The following is a 2508-nucleotide window of genomic DNA, read 5'->3' on the forward strand; positions in this document are numbered from 1 at the left end:
TGTGGACCGGCGTGCAAAAGGGACCCCGTTAGCGGGGTGATCGGCGTCTAAATGGGACCCCTCATTCTGGTGGTGTAGTTGACTGCCTGGTTTTCCAGGTGGTGAGATCGGGATGTTGGTGGTGGAGACGGTTGTTCGGATTCGGCGGGAGCACGCGAGCGGGAAGGCGATCAAGGCGATTGCGCGGGATCTGCGGCTGTCTCGCAAGGTAGTGCGCAAGGCGATCCGGGCGCCGGAAGGCGCGTTCGATTATCGCCGCACGGTTCAGCCGCTGCCCCGGCTTGGTCCGTTCCAGGAGCGGCTTGATACGCTGCTGGCGGAGAACGAGGTCCGGCACCGGCGTGATCGGCTGCGCATGACCCGGATCCATGATCTGCTGTGCCGTGAGGGGTTCGAGGGATCCTACGACGCGGTCCGGCGCTACGCCCGGCGCTGGACGGAAGCGAGGCGCAAGGATGCGGGTGATGGGGCGCCCGCGTTCATCCCGCTCATGTTCAAGCCCGGCGAGGCCTACCAGTTCGACTGGAGCCACGAGGATGTGGAGATCGCGGGCAAGCCGATGCGAGTGAAGGTGGCGCAGATGCGGCTGTGTGCGTCGCGGGCTGTCTACGTCCGGGCCTATCCGCGCGAGACGCAGGAGATGGTGTTCGACGCCCATGCCCGGGGCTTTGCCTTTTTTGGCGGCGTTCCCCTGCGCGGCATCTACGATAACATGAAGACCGCGGTCACCACCGTGTTCGTCGGCAAGGAGCGCGTGTTCAACCGCCGCTTTCTGGTCATGGCCGATCATTACATGGTCGAGCCGACCGCTTGCTCGCCGGCGGCGGGATGGGAGAAGGGTCAGGTCGAACACCAAGTCCAGACGATCCGGGGCCGGTTCTTCCAGCCTCGCCTGCGCTTTGCCAGCATCGAGGAGCTCAACGGGTGGCTGGAGGCCGAGTGCCTGCGCTGGGCCGCAACGCACGCGCATCCCGAGCAGAAGGAGCTGACCGTTGCCGAGGCGCTGGCTCTCGAACGGCCAGCCCTGCAGCCGATGCTGGCGCCCTTCGACGGCTTCCACGAGACCGCCCATGCCGTGACCGGCACGTGCCTGATCAGCTTCGACCGCAACCGCTACTCGGTCATGGCCAAGGCTGCGCGGCGGGCCGTCCAGGTCCGCGCCTATGCCGACCGCATTGTCGTGCGCCTCGGCGACGAGGTCATCGCCGAACATGCCCGGCACTTCGGCCGTGACCGGACGATCTATGATCCCTGGCATTACCTGCCCGTTCTGGCGAACAAGCCCGGCGCTTTGCGGAACGGCGCGCCCTTCCAGGGGTGGGACCTGCCACCGGCACTAACGCGGTTGCGGCGCAAGCTGGGCGGCGGTGATGAAGCCGACCGCCGCTTTGTGCGCGTGCTGGCAGCCGTAATGACCGATGGTCTGGAAGCGGTCGAGGCCGCGATCCGGGAGGCGCTCGATAACGGGGCCGTCAGCGACGAGGTGATCCTCAACATCCTGGCCCGATACCGGGACCCGCCATCCGAGCGCCCTTTGGACGTGGTCGTTGATCTCAAGCTCAGCCACCCGCCGGTTGCGGACTGTGCGCGCTATGACACAGTGCGAGGCCTCCATGCAACGGCATGAGATGATCGAGGCGATGCGAGCGCTCGGGCTCAAGGGCATGGCAGGGGCCTTCGACGAGGCGGTCACCACCGGGTTGCAGCGCAAGCGCACGACCAACGAGATCCTGACCGACCTGCTGCGGGCAGAAGCGGCGCATCGTCATGCCGCCTCGATCCGCTATCGCATGACCGCGGCCAAGCTGCCTGTAATCAAGGACCTCGATGCCTTCGTGTTCGAGGGCACCCCTATCAACGAAGGGCTGGTGCGTTCCCTGCACGCAGGTTCGTTCCTGCCCGGTCGCCGCAACATCGTGCTCATCGGCGGCACAGGGACGGGCAAGACCCATCTGGCCACCGCAGTCACCGCCAGCGTCGTGCGTGCCGGTGCCCGTGGGCGCTACTTCAACACGGTCGATCTCGTCACCCGGCTCGAGGAAGAGGCGCGCATCGGCAAGGCCGGATCCATCGCCGCCCAGCTCAGCCGGCTTGATCTCGTGGTGCTCGATGAACTGGGTTATCTGCCGTTCGCCCGATCCGGCGGGCAGCTCTTGTTCCACCTGATCAGCAAGCTCTACGAGCAGACCTCGGTCATCATCACCACCAACCTCGCCTTCGGCGAGTGGCCCACCGTGTTCGGCGACCCGAAGATGACCACCGCGCTGCTCGACCGCATCACCCACCATTGCGACATCGTCGAGACCGGCAACGACAGCTGGCGCTTCAAAAACCGCAGCTGACCCAATCAGAAAAACGCCTTCGCGCTGCTGACGCCTCCGGTCGGGCTACGCCCTCCCTACGCCGCCAGCAGCGCGAAACCCGCGCCCAACATCGATCGATCTATGCAACGCTAACGGGGTCCCTTTTGCGCGCCGATAGGGGGGCCCGATTGAACGCCGATTGACA

2 protein-coding genes are annotated in these 2508 nt (G+C 65.7%); both read left to right on the forward strand.

The window, feature by feature from the left end; genetic code table 11:
* Positions 1–112 precede the first annotated feature (112 nt).
* Positions 113–1627, forward strand: a complete 1515-nt coding sequence (gene istA, locus K4G67_RS16970; protein WP_061939592.1) for an IS21 family transposase — start codon at positions 113–115, stop codon at positions 1625–1627.
* The gene (istB, locus tag K4G67_RS16975) at positions 1614–2342 is read left to right on the forward strand and encodes an IS21-like element helper ATPase IstB (RefSeq protein ID WP_061939590.1); all 729 of its coding nucleotides are present in this window, start codon (positions 1614–1616) and stop codon (positions 2340–2342) included. Before istA ends, istB begins: the two co-directional genes overlap by 14 nt.
* Positions 2343–2508: the final 166 nt, after the last annotated feature.

The organism is Croceicoccus hydrothermalis, from assembly GCF_022378335.1.
Lineage (GTDB): Bacteria > Pseudomonadota > Alphaproteobacteria > Sphingomonadales > Sphingomonadaceae > Croceicoccus > Croceicoccus hydrothermalis.